This is a genomic window from Methylophilus sp. VKM B-3414, assembly GCF_032248435.1.
In the GTDB taxonomy this organism is placed as follows: domain Bacteria; phylum Pseudomonadota; class Gammaproteobacteria; order Burkholderiales; family Methylophilaceae; genus Methylophilus; species Methylophilus glucosoxydans.
In genome coordinates this window covers 49451-64664 of record NZ_JAVTLI010000001.1, presented here as the reverse complement: position 1 = coordinate 64664, position 15214 = coordinate 49451, and the positions used below count along the sequence as shown (strand labels likewise).

The 15214-nt window shown below is 54.2% G+C and carries 16 protein-coding genes; 1 reads left to right on the top strand and 15 read right to left on the bottom strand.

Annotated elements, in window-relative coordinates; all coding sequences use genetic code 11:
• Window positions 1-266 precede the first annotated feature (266 nt).
• Window positions 267-1253: a GxxExxY protein gene (locus Q9292_RS00265; protein ID WP_313983329.1), complete on the top strand. Its 987-nt coding sequence runs from the start codon at window positions 267-269 to the stop codon at window positions 1251-1253.
• A 582-nt stretch (window positions 1254-1835) separates the two neighbouring features.
• Here the strand turns inward: Q9292_RS00265 and Q9292_RS00260 are convergent.
• The 15 genes from Q9292_RS00260 to Q9292_RS00190 form a co-directional block, all read right to left on the bottom strand.
• Window positions 1836-2792, bottom strand: a complete 957-nt coding sequence (locus Q9292_RS00260) for a beta-propeller fold lactonase family protein (protein ID WP_313983326.1) — start codon at window positions 2790-2792, stop codon at window positions 1836-1838.
• Window positions 2793-2971: 179 nt separating this feature from the next.
• Window positions 2972-3946, bottom strand: coding sequence for a YncE family protein (locus Q9292_RS00255; RefSeq protein WP_313983324.1), 975 nt, complete (start codon window positions 3944-3946; stop codon window positions 2972-2974).
• 85 nt (window positions 3947-4031) lie between these two features.
• The gene (locus Q9292_RS00250; RefSeq protein WP_313983321.1) at window positions 4032-4466 is read right to left on the bottom strand and encodes a thioredoxin family protein; all 435 of its coding nucleotides are present in this window, start codon (window positions 4464-4466) and stop codon (window positions 4032-4034) included.
• A 9-nt stretch (window positions 4467-4475) separates the two neighbouring features.
• Entirely contained in the window at window positions 4476-4928 is a 453-nt protein-coding gene (locus tag Q9292_RS00245; protein ID WP_313983318.1) for a hypothetical protein, read from the bottom strand.
• Window positions 4929-4973: 45 nt separating this feature from the next.
• Window positions 4974-5570 (bottom strand): SRPBCC family protein, encoded by a 597-nt coding sequence (locus Q9292_RS00240; RefSeq protein WP_313983315.1) that lies wholly within the window; start codon window positions 5568-5570, stop codon window positions 4974-4976.
• A 6-nt stretch (window positions 5571-5576) separates the two neighbouring features.
• A complete protein-coding gene (locus tag Q9292_RS00235; RefSeq protein ID WP_313983313.1) occupies window positions 5577-6641 on the bottom strand; it encodes a VWA domain-containing protein in 1065 nt (354 codons plus the stop codon).
• Entirely contained in the window at window positions 6641-7258 is a 618-nt protein-coding gene (locus Q9292_RS00230; RefSeq protein ID WP_313983310.1) for a hypothetical protein, read from the bottom strand. Before Q9292_RS00230 ends, Q9292_RS00235 begins: the two co-directional genes overlap by 1 nt.
• Window positions 7255-8286, bottom strand: coding sequence for a vWA domain-containing protein (locus tag Q9292_RS00225; RefSeq protein WP_313983307.1), 1032 nt, complete (start codon window positions 8284-8286; stop codon window positions 7255-7257). The genes Q9292_RS00230 and Q9292_RS00225 overlap by 4 nt, the downstream gene beginning before the upstream one ends.
• 2 nt (window positions 8287-8288) lie before the next feature.
• Window positions 8289-9260 (bottom strand): hypothetical protein, encoded by a 972-nt coding sequence (locus Q9292_RS00220; RefSeq protein WP_313983304.1) that lies wholly within the window; start codon window positions 9258-9260, stop codon window positions 8289-8291.
• Complete coding sequence (locus tag Q9292_RS00215) at window positions 9257-10222, bottom strand: hypothetical protein (RefSeq protein ID WP_313983301.1); 966 nt, start codon at window positions 10220-10222, stop codon at window positions 9257-9259. The genes Q9292_RS00220 and Q9292_RS00215 overlap by 4 nt, the downstream gene beginning before the upstream one ends.
• Window positions 10223-10283: 61 nt before the next feature.
• The gene (locus tag Q9292_RS00210; RefSeq protein WP_313983298.1) at window positions 10284-11303 is read right to left on the bottom strand and encodes a MoxR family ATPase; all 1020 of its coding nucleotides are present in this window, start codon (window positions 11301-11303) and stop codon (window positions 10284-10286) included.
• Window positions 11304-11432: 129 nt separating this feature from the next.
• Window positions 11433-11708 carry a methanol dehydrogenase [cytochrome c] subunit gene (locus Q9292_RS00205; RefSeq protein WP_194747393.1) on the bottom strand — a complete coding sequence of 92 codons (276 nt, stop codon included), beginning with the start codon at window positions 11706-11708 and terminating at the stop codon, window positions 11433-11435.
• Between the two features lie 84 nt (window positions 11709-11792).
• A complete protein-coding gene (gene moxG / locus Q9292_RS00200) occupies window positions 11793-12392 on the bottom strand; it encodes a cytochrome c(L), periplasmic (RefSeq protein WP_313983294.1) in 600 nt (199 codons plus the stop codon).
• A gap of 37 nt (window positions 12393-12429) precedes the next feature.
• Entirely contained in the window at window positions 12430-13272 is an 843-nt protein-coding gene (moxJ, locus tag Q9292_RS00195) for a methanol oxidation system protein MoxJ (RefSeq protein WP_275357162.1), read from the bottom strand.
• 98 nt (window positions 13273-13370) lie between these two features.
• Complete coding sequence (locus tag Q9292_RS00190; protein WP_194747397.1) at window positions 13371-15167, bottom strand: methanol/ethanol family PQQ-dependent dehydrogenase; 1797 nt, start codon at window positions 15165-15167, stop codon at window positions 13371-13373.
• Window positions 15168-15214 lie beyond the last annotated feature (47 nt).

Sequence of the window (15214 nt, the reverse complement as noted above, 5' to 3'; positions counted from 1 at the left end):
TTGCTTTTTGCTCAAGCCAAACTAGAAGGCCTGGAACTGTTCTCGGCAGACTCGGCTTTTGATGAAAATGCCATTAAAAGGTATGGTTTGTTGCGTAGAGCTGATAGAAGTTGACGCAGTTAAGGTTGTATTTTAGGATGGTCTAAAAATTAACAACAGCTTGAAAATGTTAAATAAAACCCTTAAACCTTCAATCAAAAAAGCATCAATGCCGGAAAGTTTTGCGTAATTTAGGATGCTTACTTTACGTTAGACCCACACAAATCATGGACTTAGTCGACACACTCAGGAAGAAAATTGATGTCCTTGACGACGGTGAGTACGTCCCAGGATTGAAAGCAGTTTTACTGCACATTGAAACTGCATTTAGACATCTCTCACGGGGTCAAGAAGCAGACGAAGAGACTGCTTTCACCGATGCAATCTATCGAACCAATCAAGCATTCGAAGGAAGTATTAAAGAGGCGTACCGCGTTCTTGCCGGGCAAGATCCCGCGAAAAAGCGCCCGTACGACATAGAAAGCTACCTGGAACAAAACAACATCTTCCGTAGCCGCGTGCTTAGTCAACTTACAACGTACCGAACTGAATGGCGCAACCCCTCGGCACACGACTACAAGCTTGACTTCGACGAGAGCGAGGCGTTCCTCGCAATCGTGTCGGTGTCAGCCTTTGCATGCCTACTGCTTGATCAAATTGCAGAGCGCTTAGCCTTTGCTCGGTCACAGGCGGAGGCCGACGCGCAAAAGGATGCCCTAGCCCAGAACTTGGCACCAACCGCAAATTCGACCTTGCTGGTCTATCTTGCTCAACTGCTGTCACAGTTCTGCGCGATCCACATGCAACCACCAACGTCATCTTCCAAACAAACCGAGTCTCAAGTTATTGGTGCATTGCATGGCTTTTTGGCGTCAGCAGCGCCAGACCTTGAGGTGAAGACTGAGGCGCGACTAGATCCAGAAAAGAGCTTCCGCGCAGACCTACTCGTTTCTCGCAATGGGGAAGTGGTCGTCGTTGAACTCAAGAGGCGTTTAGTAAAACAAATGGTCGTCGCTGCCATGGCTCAAGTTCAGACATACATGCTGATAGGTGGAGTAAAGGACGCCGTTCTGTTGTTCCTGCCTGAGAGGCCAAGCGAGGTTGAGCAGGTTGCAGTTTCTGTTGGTGGCGATGGCAAGCTTGTTGTTCTTGCGCCGCAAGGGTCTAACTTGGCGTTGCACACGGACGTCCATGCTTCGCATGGCCGCCGGTGAACTTGGGCGTTGGGCGTTGGGCGTCATAAATGCTGATTACACGAATCACATCATGACAACAGAATCTGCACTCCGCGATTGGCGCTACGGACAAACGCAAGCTGAACGGCTCGTGGCAGCGCTACTACACCTTGAAGGGTTTGAAGCAGTAGACCCGCAGCACCCTTTGGGCGGCCCAGATGGATTGAAGGATGTTTTGTGTCGCAAGGATGGACTCTCTTGGGTGGCGGCTGCTTATTTTCCAACCACGCCCGCAACGCTGACAGCAATCAAATCAAAGCCTGGTAGGGTGGGCAACTCGTTGCCCACGCGGTAAAACTCACGCAAAATTCCACCATGTCACGTTATCGTCGCGCTAATACTGCTGGAGCTACTTACTTTTTAAAGCCATCAATGGGGTCAGACTCGATTTGATATATCACCGACATGTTAAAGCGGGCGTTTATGATGAGCATAGAGGTGTTGGGCCAGATTTTGTAGAAGGAGCGTTTGGTGACGGATAACGATTTTACGCGTGGGCAACGAGTTGCCCACCCTACAGAATGTTAATGGGCACTGAGAAGCAACATTAATCTATCAACCCTAATGAATCACCACCCCCCAAGGCAAATTCCCCACTGCAATATCCTTAAGCTTGGCATTGGTCTGGGTATCAATCACAGAGACATTATTACTGCGACCGTTGGCGACATAGAGTTTTTTGCCGTCCGGCGTGAGAGCCATATTCCAAGGGCGTTGGCCGACAGGGATGGTGGCGATGACTTCGCGGGTGGCGGTATCGATCACGCTGAGGTTGTGGTCGCCGCCATTGCTGACATAAATACGGCTGCCATCGGCATTGACCTTAACGCCGTTGGAGCGCAGGCCGACCTTGATATTGGCTTGCACTTTCCAGTCGGCGGTGGAGACAATCTCTAGCAGGCTGGCGGCTTCATTTGCGACATAAGCCCATTTGCCATCGGGGCTAAAACCGACGCCGCGCGGGTGTTTGGTGGATGCGATCAGGTGTTCTGACTTGAGCATGTTGAGGTTAATCACATCGACATTGTTGCTTTCTTCATTGCTGGCAAGCAGCCATTGCTGGTCGGGTGAAAACACGCAATGCTCGGGGTTTTTGCCCTGGGTTTTGATGGTGTGTTTGAGCTTGTTGGTTTGCAGGTCTACCAGCGAGACCGCGTTTTCTTCTTCCAGGCAGGCGGCCAGCAATTTGCCGTCGGGTGAAATATCAATGCCTTCTGGTTCGTCGCCGACTTTGATCAGGGCAGTTTGTTTGCCGAGCTGGGTGTCTACCACCGAGACGGCATTTTTATCGCGCACAACGACGTAGAGTTTTTGGTTGCTGGGGTGGATGGCGGCAGCCTGCACTTTTTTGCCGAGCTTGCCTTTGTTCGGCAGGGTGTTGATGACTTCGTCGGTGCTGGTGTCAATCACCGAGACCGTGCCGTCTTTTTCGTTGGGGACATAAGCGAGCGGCTGGGCGCTGAGAGTGAGGCTGGCTAGCAGGCCTGCAGTGAGGGTCAACAATCGAGCGTATTGCATAGAGCATCCTTAAAAAAAGTCGGCCAGTTGCTGCAACAACTGGCCAGAACATGGAGATATACTTTATGCAAATCAATTAAATTTGAAATTTAAATGACCATTGCATATTAAGCACTTAAAATCCTTGGCAATAGCGTCATGCTTCCCGATTTAACCGGGATAAACTCCCGACGCTATACTCATTCGCCAGCCTCAAACACAAATCCACCGAAGGCGCGCGGCTGTGCCCCAACCTTGACCTGTCGCGGCGAGTCCAGGCGCTGCCCATCAATAATGGCCACGACGTTGTCCATCCAACTGGTGACCACGAGCTGCTGTTGCTGGCGGTCAAAAGCAATGCCTTCGGGCGTGCCGGGGACGCGAATTTTAGCCAGCGGCCGCTGGCTGGCCAGGTCAATCACGCTGACGCTATCTTCGCCGGTGTTGGTGACGAACAAGCGCTGCCCTTGCGGGTCTGTGGTCACACAGTAAGGGTGCCGCCCCACGCTAAGCGTGGCCACTACGCGCTGGTCATGCGTGTCTATCACACTCACTGAGTTTGAGTAGACATTCACCACATACAGCTGCTTGCCATCGGGGCTCAGCCCCAAACCGAACGGGTGCTCGCCCACTTTAATTCTGCGCAGTTCTTTGTTCGCGCGCGTGTCCACCACGCTCACATCATTACTGTCGCGATTCGCCACGTAGAGCGTCTGACCATCGCGACTTAACTGCAAGCCGCCTGGTGCCTGCCCCACTTCTATGGTCGCCAGCACTTGCCCGTGCACGGGCTCAACCACCAGCAAAGTATGGTGATACCAGTCAGCCACATATAAACGGTTACCGGCCTGATTCACGGCCAGTCCGACCGGGGCAATCGGCAGCGCGAGGGTCTGCACCACTTGCTGCCGCGTGATGTCTATCACCGAGATTGAGCGGCCATCGACATTGCTCACGTACACTTTTTTCTGTTGAGGATGAATAGCGACGCCGACCGGCGACTGGCCGACCGGGATGGTTTTGATCACCTGCAGTTGACGCAGGTCTACGACCGAAACCGTGTGCTCTCCCTGATTGGTGATATAGGCGAACTCTGCCGCGGATGCGCCCAGCGTAAAACAAAGACTGAGCGTAACCGACAACGCATTCAAGCGCAGGCGCCAGCACGCGCTCACATCAATCGTCCTCATACAAGCGTTACGATAGCGCGATGTGAGCCGTAAGGATTGAGACCTGTTCCCGCAAAGGGTCAGGAATTTTTCATGCAATAGCAGAGGCGCTCTGTTGGGAGAAATGTGCGTTGATGGCGCGCATATCCAGCGCTTGCCACATTTGCAGGTGGTGCTGCAGCTCATGCGCCTGCATGGCGCCCCTGACCATATCAATGATGACGCGATCACGCACCGCCATGAGTGCAGGCACTTGTGTCACTTGGAAATTGGCGACCAGATCGGTGGCGACATCAACATCGGCTACCGCAAACGCGACTTGTGGATGCTGGGCGGCAACCGCTGCCAGGACGGGGGCAAAGGTCTGGCAAGGCTCACACCATTCGGCCGTGAACAATACCACGGCGAGCGGATGCGCCTGCACCCACGCATTGAATTGCGCCTGGCTTGCCAGTGTCTGCACCACGGCAGCGGCTTGAGTAGATGCCAGATTGGATTGCGGATCTGAAGGGTTGGTTGTTTGCATAGGTGATTCCTAAGGATGCGCCTGCTCGGGCAGGCGTTTAATGGTACTGAGTGTCCAGTGTTGCGGGCCAGCGATGCTTTGTGAGCACCCCAACTCTTGGCTGGGGTGTTCGGTAGTGAGTTGATGGCGGGTATGGTCTGCGGTCTGCACCTGCATAAACCAGCGGTCCACCCACACCTCCAGTCCGGCCGGGGCAGCGCGCTGGCCGCTGTCAGTCAGGGCCAGCGTGATCAGTTTGCCGCCATGCGCCAGGCATAACGAGTCATCCGTCTCTTCGAGTATCACCCATGTAGCCTCATTGCTGGCGACGCCCTCTTCCGCCCTGGCGGGCAGACTGGCTGTGACCAAAACACAAGCTACGGCTGGCAACATCATCGTTGCCCACTGGGCCAGGAGACTGACCACTGAAGAGATACACAGCCATCCAGACTGCCGGGATAACCCTAAGTGTTTACTCACCATGACATGCCTCGCTGAATCCACACAATCAACACGCCGTGGCTCAATTTATGCACACAGGCTGGAACCCATGCGTTTAAACAAAGGGCGCAAACTGGCGCAGAGTTTTTGGCGCCAACCCTGGCTGTTTGCCGCAGCATTCTGGCGGCCTTCTTTCAAGCCTTGCAAACCGGCTTTGACAAAGGCGTCTACCGCATTTTTGGCGGATTCATCATCCTGGCCTGCAGGGGGCTCATTGCCGGTAAAGGCGCGATAGTAACGCGCTGTCCAGCTCACTTTGGCATTGCTGCCATCGGCAGCGACTTTGATTTTGCCATTCAAAGAGCTCACAGGCAGTGCTTCCAGGTCAATGTCACCAGATAAGCGATAAGACACGGTCATATCCGCCGCAGACACTTCATCGATTTCCTGCAACAACTGCTTGCCATTTTTCAGCGTCAGTTTTTGCTGGGTATCGTTCACTGGCTCGCAAGCCGTGACTTGCGGATGCCATTGCGCCAGACTGCATGGGCTGCTGACACGTTTCCATACCGCGTCAGCCGATGCGTTGACCTGAATGGATTCATCCGTTTTTTGCGGCGTAGGCCCGTGTGCCCAAGCTTGCACACTTAACAACATCATCATTCCGCATAAAGACCACTTCATAAAACACTACTCCTTCTTGAAAAATCGTTTAAACATTTGCCGCATGCCAAGCAGCCAGGGGCTATCGGCAAACGTCAGCCCCATAAACATGAGCCACAATAGGCAGGCAGGCACTGCCAGCCAGGGCCGCAAATCCGTCTTGGCCCAGCGCCAGGCCGTCATGCCCAAGCCGGTCGCCCAGTCACCACTTTGTGCCACATGCTCCAGCCTGGCGTAATGCAAACCGGTCTCTACCGACAGACGCTGCAAGTTTTTTTCATCCAGCGCAGATAAATGGGCATTACTTAACAGTTCGTTCCCTGGCCCATGTCCGGAATTGCGGTCATGCTGCCCCTGCTCCATGGCCAGCACTGACAGCGTTTCGGCCATGCCAAAGTTGCCAAACCGTTGAACCTCTTCCTGCTCCCAATAGCCGGCTACGGCATTTTTCTCGTCCAGTTTGGGGATCTTGCTCGGTGTGGGTTTACCCATGCCCACCAGGTAGCCTTGCACCTCACCAGGTTTGCCTGCAAATTTGGGCATGTATTGCGGATTGGCCGGCGGCGCTTGCTGGCCATCGGTAAAAAACAGCACGCGCACCTGTTTGCCCAACAACGGCGCTTGTTCCAGCGCGTGATAGAGGCCATGGGCGATAAACGAATCTGCGGCCCAGGCCATGCGCCAATCCATGCTGGCCACGGTATGATCCAGCGCGGCAAAATGGCTGCAAACCTCCACCGGCTTCACCACATTGACCGTATTGCGCTCGGTAAACATGCCCAGCGCCACGCGTGAGCCACAGGGCAACACAGACAGGGTTTTGCGGATACTTTGCTTGGCCATCTCCAGACGGCTGATGCTTTTCCCATTAAGCTGATAGTCGGGCACATTCATGCTTTGTGTGATATCCACCACAAAGTACCAGTCATACACACGGTTGGGTAAGCTCAATTGCGGATGAAAGAGCGTGAGCGTGAGCAACAGCGCAATCAGCCACAAGCATCGCTTGCGCCAGACAAGTCCGGGCGTCACCAGCGCGTTTTCAGGGCTTCCAACGAGCAAAGCCCTGAGTTGTTTAAACCAAGCCATCATCAGGGCATGCCTCTCGGATTGCCAGGCATGGCAGGCCAGCCACTGGGTTGCTCTTCTGCTTTAATCTGCTCATCTTCGTACTGTTGCGGGCCATTCATGCCATGCGTGGTCGGCGCCAGCCTCAGGGCGAGATGGTAGTTGTACTTCACCTCTGACCAGTCAGGCTCGATACGCAAGGCTTTCTGGTAACTCTCTTTGGCCAGGGCGACCAGTGGCCCCGCCTCGTCCCAGGCAGGCAGGCCACGCTGTTCGAGCAAGCGGATTGCCGTGCGCAAATAGACATTGCCCGAGTTGAAATAGGCCTGCTTGCGCAAGGGTTGGCTATCGGTGGTGCGGGCAATCACGGCGGCATAGTGCGCCAGCGCCTGATCAGATTTGAGTTGATCGTCATAAAACACTGCATTGGCAAACAAGGCCTGCGGTGTCTGGTCAGCCCCCAGCAAGGTAGAACGGATCAGCACATGCGGCGCCAGGCTGTGTCTGTACACTGCAGACTGATAGAGCTCCACGCCCTGACGCGCCAGCATCACCAGTGATAGCACCACCAGCAGCGCAGCCCACAGCCCACCGCGGCGTAAATGATTGATCCATTGCCTTCTTATGTTGGGATGACTCATGTTTGCCACCGTGTTAACTCCAGTTGTACCATCGCGATTAATAGCAAGGCTGCCAGCCAGGCCAGACCATAGGCGTATTGACTCAAGTCTTGTCGTGCAATCGGTTCCAGGTAACGGGTTGGTTTGTTTTTAAGCTTGGCGATATCGCGCACGGCCGCCATGACCGCCTGCGGATTTTCTGCCTCATACACGTGATAAGGCACATTGAGCGTCTGGAAATAGTCATGCAAGGCCACCTCTGGATAGGCGTCAATATTCTCGCCTTCGGCCAGGCTTTGCTTGATGGTGACGCCGTTTTCAGAGCGCAGATAAATCCAGTACAAAGAGGCCTGTTGCCGCATAAACATGGCACGCAACATGTCCTGGGTTTTGCCATCCAGGTGTGCACCGCCATCAGACACCAGCACAATCGCACGCGCCCCGGTCACCGGCTGGTCAGCAAAATAATCGAGCGCCATGCCGAGTCCGCGCGCGACCGCCGTGAAGCCCATGCCACCGGCTTCGGTCGCTTCCAGCGCGGCTTGCACAAACGCACGGTCATTCCCCAAAGGCGCCGCCAGAATCGGTGAGGTACTAAAGGTCACCATGCCCATCAGGTCTTCATGGCCTTGCTTGACCAATGACTTCAACACCTCACGCGCGGCCTGCATTTTCGGTTGCCGCGCCTGAGCATCGCCCTTGTTCACAAACGGCTCATTCATGCTGGCACTGCGGTCCAGCACAATCATCACATGCGCACCGCGCCCAATTTTTTCGATGGATTGCGATTTAAGAAACGGGCCACTCAGCGCAATGGCCAGCGCCAGCAGCAAAGTACTTAAACTGATTTTCCAGGCACGCTCCAGCCAGACAGAGAGCGGGTCTTCGGGCAACCCTTGCAAGGCCGGATGCTTGAACTGCCGTTGACCTCGCATGCACCAGGGCAATACGGCCAATGGCAATAACAGCAAGGGCCACACCTGTGTCAGCCCCCATGACTCCCCCAAGCCGCTCCATGTGATGACGGATTGCCCCCAGGCCTGCCACATGCTTAAGCGACCTCCAGTTGACTCAAATCTTTGGCTAATTGTGTCAGCAAAGCGATCGAAGACGTCACAGATCGGCCAGCAAAAAACGCCTGCTGCACATCCGCATAAAAGGCCTCCAGTGCAGGCGCATAGGCCTGTAGCCTGGGTTGCCGCTGCATTAACTGTGGCAGATTTTCAGCGGTCACTGCCTGCCCGGCAAATTGATCCATGGCCCGCACCAGCAAGCGCATGGCCTGCAAACTATCCGAGGCCGCCTCGCCCCTGAGTTTGCGTATCTGGCGCCAGGCCTGACGGAAGGGCATGTGTTTTTCTTGTGGCAAGGTAATCCAGCCGGCCACCCAGGCCAGGTAAAGCAATGCCAGTACAAGCGCACTGCCCCAACCTGCCAGTGACCACAGTTGTGGTGCGAGCGGCCAGCTAGGCATGGGCGCATCCGGGTAAAGCTTGACGTGCTCGGCATCAATCCGCGCAGGCAGCAAACTCGACACAATGACCTTGTCTGGTGGCACATCAACGGTCAACCGTTGTTGAGCGCAGCTGGATTGATCGCAGGTGAATTCAAGATGCAGTTTTTTTAAGGGCAGGATTTTAACCGTGTCGCCGGCAACAAAAATTTGCCAGTCTATCTGCAGGTTAATCACGCGCTCATTCGCCAGGTCCTCATGTTGCCAATGGGCATCGCGCAGCTCAATGGCCTCATTTTGTGCCGGGGCAGGCAAACTGGCCGGATCCAGCACAAAACCGGGCGGGACATGAATCTTGAGATGCTGTGTTGCAATGCTGCCCAACGTGTAATCTGCCTCACGCGTGGCGCTTTCTACGCGTATGCTGGCGTGCGTTGTGGGGTGCGTGCTTGCTGTGGTGCTGGCGGCATACGCCAGCGTATTGGCCGACAGCAGATACCCTGCAAAAAATGTCGCCAGCCAGCGCGTAAACTGCATCGTGCCCGCAAACCGGTTGCTTGTGATACTCATGCCATCGTCTCCATCAAGTGCCGGCTCACGTCTTCCGCACGCCAATCCGGGGCTAGCCACAAAGGGGATCTGGCACCCGCCTTGACCAAGGCAAGATTGAGCGATTGCTTTTGCTGCGCGGCATCCGCGGCGATCTGTGTGCGCAACTTGCGCCGCAATAGCCAGCTGCGCTCCTGCCCGGTTTCCATATCGCGTAATCGCGCCCAGCCGAACGCCGGCAATGCCTCAAACGCCGAGGCATCGCGCAATACCACAGGCACTACATCATGCGGCTGTGCGGCACGCATGGTGGCTTGCAATAATGCCTCGGGCCAGAAAAAATCAGAGATGAGAAATACCAGCGCACGCCGTGGACCGATGGCCTCTATCGCAGCAGGAAGGGCGCTGGCCGTGTGGCCGTGATCAGCACCCGAACTACGCGCCTGCTGCCAATAGTCATTGAGCAGCCCATGTACTTGCTGCGCTGTGCCAGGCTGAAAACTGGGCAGGCGTTGCAAACTGCCTGGTAAATGGTCGCTGGCAGCGTGCATGCCGAAGCCATCGCCCTGGCGCGTCACCGACCACGCGAGCGACGCGACAAAACGGGTTAGGCGCTGCTGCAAGTCTTGGGCAGAAGGACCCTGAAAAAATAAGGAGCTGGAAACATCCACAATGGCGTAGACATGAATGGCAGCACGTTCAAGATAGGTCCTGACCAGCCATTGCTGTGGCTGCGTGCGTACACTGGCCCGAATATCAATCCGTTTGGGATCCGGACAAGCCAGTAAAGAAGCATAGCCAGCGAAGTCAGTGCCGTTGCCATGATGCTTGGTGAGCGTCGCGCCCGCGTGATAGCTGTGTGCCCGCCATGGCACCGGATAAAAAAACTGGTGCGGCTCGAAGGCGGCTTGTACGGACGCCGCCGAGAGCGGCTGCATAGGCCGCCCGGTCTCTTGCGCCATTGCGTTGCTTGCAGCTACCATGCTTCACTCACATCCATACACACACATCGGTCTGCATCATGACTTGAACCTGCAGCACCACTTAGGGCGCAGAGACTTTATCCAGCACGGCTTGCAGCAATTGCGGGGCAATCCGCTCATGCTGCAAGGCATAGGCGCCGCTCAAAAACACGCGGTGCGTCACCACATACGGCCAGACGGTACGGATATCATCCGGGGTCAGATAATCGCGGCCTTCGAGCCAGGCACGCGTACGCGCACTGCGCATCAACATGGCCATGCCGCGTGGGCTGGCACCACCGGCCAGCAAGCGGCTCATATCCACCTCGGGCAGGCTGATGCCTGCGGCCAGCGGATCCTTGAGCACGCGCCAAAGCTCTACCGCATACTCCTGCAAGGCCAACTCTGCACGCACGGTGCTTTGCACCTGCGCAGCCAGCGCATTCAGTTGATCGTAGGGTGTGAGGCCTGATGGCAATTGGCCGACCAGTGCATCGACATCATAAAAGCGGGTATCAAACATCAGTGCCCGTTGCAGCTCACGTGCATCCGGCGCCTTCACCGAAATTTCCATCAGGAAACGGTCACGTGCCGCCGCAGGGATCTCAAACGTCTCTTCACGCTCCAGACGATTTCGATCGGCGAACACGGTCAGGTGCGGAAAATGATATTCGCGGTTAAAGGCATTGACCGAGCGCTCAGCCATCAGGCGCAGAAACAAGGCGTGGGCCTGTGGTCGGGCACGGTTGATTTCGTTGAAGAAGAACACCGAGAGCGCGTCTTCATGTTGCAACAGTGGCCCCGGCTTGACCGCAGCCTGCCCCTGCTCATTGATATAGGCATGGTACAAAAAGTCACTCGGCATGAGGTCAATCGCGCCCTCAATGCGCTGATAGCCGCCGCCCAGCAATTGCGCTGCCGCGCGCAACAGCGTGGTTTTACCCACGCCAACGTCGCCTTCCAGCAGCACATGGCCGCGTGAAAAAATTGCAATCGTGAGTGCCCTGACTTGCTCAGGCATGCCAACGACCACACTGTTTAATGCTTGCTCGAACGCCAGCGCACCTTCACGCCATGCGGCCAAATCCATTTGTTTTTCCATACACCATCCATGATTCAGAATGAAACAGGCCACTATCGACTGCGCACAATCGACACCGGTATGTCACATGCAAACGGGGGACGAAACTGACACCGGAAACGATGTCAGTCTCCTGGGGGGAATTTAAGATTACTTCACGTCAAATACGAAGTTGCCGCTGGATTTGGCGTTTGCAATGCGTTTTGCATTACGTGCATCCATGGCTTTGATGGCTTCCTCTTGTTTGTTGAGTTCCACCGGATCATGTTTTGGGTCGTATTTGGAACCCGCAATTTTTTCCGGATAGCCGGGTTTGGCTTCCCAGCAGTTACCTGGCTCTTTACAATTTTGACCATCGTAAGCCAGAGCCTGATTGGACACTGCCAACACACCAGCCACGGCCAGTAATGTCATTACGTGTTTCATCACATTTCTCCTTAATCACAAATTAGCTGGTGTATTTTTTTCAATTATCAGAGGGCCCACCAGCCTAACCCTCTGGTAAGTCGTTTAACCGTGAGGCGTTGCTGCACCACCGTTTTTAAGGTTTTCTTCCGCCTGGTGACGAATCCAGGCAATGATGTGAATAATCTCATCCACTTGCAGGCGACCCTGTTGCGGACCCATCATGCCGGCCGCTCCCCCATAAATGGTTTCAAAAATCCCTTTGTCGGTTTCATTTTTTGGATAGGTCCAATATTCATCTGCCAATGCTGGACCTAACTTGCCCTCGGCCAGGTGACCATGGCAGCCTGAGCAGGCAGTGGAAAAGAGCGTATAGCCCTTCTTGATGGCTTCCTCATTATTACGATATGGATTTTCACCTGTGGCCAGGAAGTGTTTGGCTTCCGGCGTAAAGGTCTCACCTTCCATGGGCGCGACATCCAGCACATCGCCTGAAATCGTGCCACGGAACTCCAGGGCAGGCCCCTCTTTCAATGCAACCTTCACAGCAGGCTGAGCCTCACTTGCGGCAGATGAGCTCGCAGCAGATTCATCTTTGGCGCAGGCCACCGTCAGAAAAGCAGCCATGACCAAACCCGTCAGACCCAAAGCCATGGTCAGCGGTTGACGCAGGCGGCGTAAATGCGGTTGTTGAGATTCTTTCAATTCAAACTCCAAAACTTGATTAACAAAATACAGTGACTTAATGCAGACTCAACAGAGGAATGCCTTCATCCTTGAGGATGGCAGTAATCTCTGCGCCATGCGCATCAATGACACGATTCAAAGCATCCACCAGCTCGGGGTGCTGCTTGTTGACGCCCATGACCACGTTGTAGTGCATGGGGATTTTTTCACCGTTGGTTTTTTTGGCGGTATCTTCGACGATCACCATATTCAACGGCACTTCGGAAGCACGCACATAACGCGCAGCTTCTGGCGCCCACAACATCGCCATATGCAAGTGCATATTGGCCACATCATTCACCAGCCGTGACGGCTCGACGTGGATGTAACGGTTGCGGGTGGACTGAAAATTCTGGATTTCAGTAAAGTAGTCAAACATGTCGTCAAAACGGTTGATTTGCAGCAACATATTCTTACCGGGGCTATCCGGCATGACACCGATACGGAAATTTTTCTCTTTGAGGTAGGGATGATCCCAGGAGGTCACATCAATTTCACGGTCTTTGCGTGTGATAAATACATAAGCTGAACGGTAGTAAGGTTTGGTCGTCAGCACACGCGGATCATTCGGATCGGTGCCAATCAACACATCACATTTACCTGCTTCCATGTCTTTTTGCAGGGTGAGTGGATTGGTCCACCAGAAATAGTTGATTGGCAGATTCATGGCCTTGCCAATCACATTTGCAATCTTGTTTTCAAAGCCCTCTTGCTTGTCATTTGAAAAAGGCAGCTCAGACTTACCAGCACAGACATTGAGCGCATTTGCAGCCACGGCAGGCAACGCCAACAGACTGAATGCCAACGTGAGGCAGGCGCTAACCCAGCCAGCACGGACTCTTTTTACATCAGGAAACATATTTGCTCTCTTCACTCTAGGGCTGAGAACAGGGTGACCGGCCCGTCTTGTGACCGACGGCCACCCTGCACACTACATCAACAGGTTCAGGACTTGAATTACAGGCTGAACACCATCAGGCCACCGCCCATTTGTGTGTGGTTTTGCAGTTCTTTGAACGCACCAACCGCACCCAAACCAGCACTTGGGTCTGTCAGGTCAAACACCAGACCAACGCCTGGCCAGCCACCGACACCGTACATGCTGCCGACGTATTGTTTACCCTTGAAGGAGTAAGTCATTGGAGACCCGATACCACCAGATGGCATCTTGAAGTTCCACAGCTCTTTACCGTCTTTGTTATCCAACGCTTTCAGGTAACCATCCAGTGTTGCGTACCAAACCAGGCCGCCTTTGGTGTACAAAGTACCGCCCCAAGCTGCAAATTTCTCCCACTTGGTCCATTTGGCTTTACCAGTGGTCAAGTCAAATGCACGGATCTGACCCATTTCTTTCTTGGTTGGGCCATTCGGGCCAGGGTACATCGCCAGAGTTGCACCGACGAAGAACTGACCGGCACGGTATGGCAGCATGAACGGCTCCCAGTCCATACAAATGTGGTTCAGACCTGCGTACAAGGTACGGCTTTCTGGGTCGTAAGAGTCAACACCCTGGTTGTGGAAGCCCATCGCAGATGGACAAATGTTGGTGCCTTTGTGGTCCATACGGGTTGCAAACTCTGGATCACGCACTGGTGTGCCTGATTTCAGGTCCACTTTCTTGAACACGTTCACGGCTGGGTCGACTTTTTCAGCCACGATCAGCTTGCCGTTTTCACGGTTCAGCGTGTACAAGATACCGTTACGGTCAATGTGGCTGAGCAGCGGTGTCATCTTGCCGTCAACAGGTTGGTCAGTCAGTACCATCTGGTTCACACCAGCAAAGTCCCACTCGTCATGAGGTGTCTTTTGGTAACCCCATTTCGCCATCCCGGTGTCGAGGTCACGACCCCAGATAGTCATGGTCCACTTGTTGTCGCCAGGACGCATGGTTTCGTTCCATGGTGCCGGGTTGCCGGAACCGTAGTAGAACAGGTTCAACTTAGGATCGTAAGCATACCAACCCCAGTTAGTACCGCCACCGATTTTCCAGGCATCGCCTTCCCAGGTTTTGAGGCCCAGGCCAAATTGACCGTAGTGTGGGTTTTCTTTGTTGAAGTCTTTTGCCAAACGGATGGACTCGTCAGAACCGGTTGCGAACGCACGCCATTTCAGTTCACCTGTTTTCAGGTCCAGTGCGTTAACCGCACCACGCACACCCAGCTCAGCGCCAGAACAACCGATCAAGACCGTGTCTTTGGCGACAAACGGTGCCTGTGTCAATGTCTGACCGACTTTCGGATCACACATTTCCACTTCCCAGTTCACCTTACCGGTTTTGGCATCCAATGCCAGTACATGGCCATTGGCTTGTTTCTTCACGATTTGACCCGCGCCGTAAGCCAGACCACGGTCTACCACGTCACAGCACATCACGGCTTTGGTAGAAGCATCTTGCTTAGGTTTGTGTTGCCAAACAATTTTGCCTGGATCGTTCAGATTCAAAGCATAAGTGTTGTTTGGGAAAGCGGAGTGAATATACATCATGTCACCGATGACCAATGGCGCACCTTCGTGACCATTGAGCACACCGGTAGAGAATGACCAGGCTGCTTTCACATTTTTAACGTTGGATTTGTTAATTTGTGCCAGCGGGCTGTTGTGCTGGCTATAATAGCCACCGGTTGCAACAGGCCAAGCCCCTGGGGTGTTCAATGCCTTGTCCAGGTCAGCATCCGCAAATGCCAGACCAGAAACGCTGGCAAACAAGCCTCCAACCAAAGCGCCAACAATGGCACGTGTTGAATTGTTTTTCATACGATCTCCTAATCTCTCAAGAATGAGTTTGATGTGTTGTTGCAGTC

Coding starts and splice junctions, on each gene's coding strand:
- Q9292_RS00265 (WP_313983329.1), top strand. CDS start 267: ATGGACTTAGTCGACACACTCAGGAAGAAAATTGATGTCCTTGACGAC.
- Q9292_RS00260 (WP_313983326.1), bottom strand. CDS start 2,792: ATGCAATACGCTCGATTGTTGACCCTCACTGCAGGCCTGCTAGCCAGC.
- Q9292_RS00250 (WP_313983321.1), bottom strand. CDS start 4,466: ATGCAAACAACCAACCCTTCAGATCCGCAATCCAATCTGGCATCTACT.
- Q9292_RS00245 (WP_313983318.1), bottom strand. CDS start 4,928: ATGGTGAGTAAACACTTAGGGTTATCCCGGCAGTCTGGATGGCTGTGT.
- Q9292_RS00240 (WP_313983315.1), bottom strand. CDS start 5,570: ATGAAGTGGTCTTTATGCGGAATGATGATGTTGTTAAGTGTGCAAGCT.
- Q9292_RS00235 (WP_313983313.1), bottom strand. CDS start 6,641: ATGATGGCTTGGTTTAAACAACTCAGGGCTTTGCTCGTTGGAAGCCCT.
- Q9292_RS00230 (WP_313983310.1), bottom strand. CDS start 7,258: ATGAGTCATCCCAACATAAGAAGGCAATGGATCAATCATTTACGCCGC.
- Q9292_RS00225 (WP_313983307.1), bottom strand. CDS start 8,286: ATGTGGCAGGCCTGGGGGCAATCCGTCATCACATGGAGCGGCTTGGGG.
- Q9292_RS00220 (WP_313983304.1), bottom strand. CDS start 9,260: ATGAGTATCACAAGCAACCGGTTTGCGGGCACGATGCAGTTTACGCGC.
- Q9292_RS00215 (WP_313983301.1), bottom strand. CDS start 10,222: ATGGTAGCTGCAAGCAACGCAATGGCGCAAGAGACCGGGCGGCCTATG.
- Q9292_RS00210 (WP_313983298.1), bottom strand. CDS start 11,303: ATGGAAAAACAAATGGATTTGGCCGCATGGCGTGAAGGTGCGCTGGCG.
- Q9292_RS00205 (WP_194747393.1), bottom strand. CDS start 11,708: ATGAAACACGTAATGACATTACTGGCCGTGGCTGGTGTGTTGGCAGTG.
- moxJ (WP_275357162.1), bottom strand. CDS start 13,272: ATGTTTCCTGATGTAAAAAGAGTCCGTGCTGGCTGGGTTAGCGCCTGC.
- Q9292_RS00190 (WP_194747397.1), bottom strand. CDS start 15,167: ATGAAAAACAATTCAACACGTGCCATTGTTGGCGCTTTGGTTGGAGGC.